Origin of the sequence: Paracraurococcus lichenis, assembly GCF_030657435.1 — a bacterium.
Taxonomy (GTDB): Bacteria; Pseudomonadota; Alphaproteobacteria; order Acetobacterales; family Acetobacteraceae; genus Paracraurococcus; species Paracraurococcus lichenis.
This window is the reverse complement of record NZ_JAUTWS010000407.1, coordinates 1-667: the sequence shown is the minus strand read 5'-3', so window position 1 is coordinate 667 and position 667 is coordinate 1. Positions and strand designations below refer to the sequence as shown.

General features: G+C 74.7%; 2 protein-coding genes. Both read left to right on the top strand.

Annotated features, from left to right (window positions below; all coding sequences use genetic code 11):
• A partial coding sequence (locus tag Q7A36_RS42015; protein ID WP_370655818.1) for a transposase occupies nucleotides 1-335 on the top strand: 335 nt, incomplete at its 5' end.
• Nucleotides 332-667, top strand: a 336-nt coding sequence (locus Q7A36_RS42010) for an IS3 family transposase (RefSeq protein WP_370655817.1), incomplete at its 3' end; no start/stop codon positions are given. The genes Q7A36_RS42015 and Q7A36_RS42010, both read left to right, overlap by 4 nt.

The following is a 667-nucleotide window of genomic DNA, read 5'->3' as shown; positions in this document are numbered from 1 at the left end:
ACGCCGGCGCCCCCTCGGGCGCGGCCGGGCCGGAGCGGCGTTTCTCCGCGCAACGCAAGCTCGCCGCCGTCAGCCGCCTGCTGCGCGGCGAGCCGCTGGAGACCGTGGCCCGGGAGCTCAACGTCACCGCCGCTCGCCTGAGCGAGTGGCGAGACCGCGCCCTGGTCGGGGCGGAGGCGGCGATGAAGGAGCGCGAGCGCGACAGCCGCGACGAAGAGTTGCTCCGCCTCAGGGCCAAGCTTGGCGAGATCACCATGGCCAACGAGCTGCTGGAGCAGAAGATCGCTGCCCTCGAGGGTGGCCGCCCTTTGGGGCGCCGGAGGCCGAGGCGATGAGCCAGGCCGTCTCGCCGGCTACGGGCCGGCGCTATGGCATGGCCCGGGTCGCCCGGGTTTGGCATCTCTCCCGCGCCACGGTCTACCGCCATCGCGCGGCAGCCAGCGCCGAGCCGCCGCCCTGTCCGGCACGCCGCGGCCCGGTCGGGGCCTGCTCCGATGCCGAGTTGCTCGAGCACATTCGCGCCCAGGTCCTCGGCTCGCGCCTGCATGGCGAGGGCTACAGGAAAATCTGGGCCCGCCTGCGCCATGCAGGCATCCGCACCTCAGCCCGGCGGGTCCGACGGCTGATGCGCCAGCACGGCCTGCTCGCGCCACACCGGGTCGGCCGC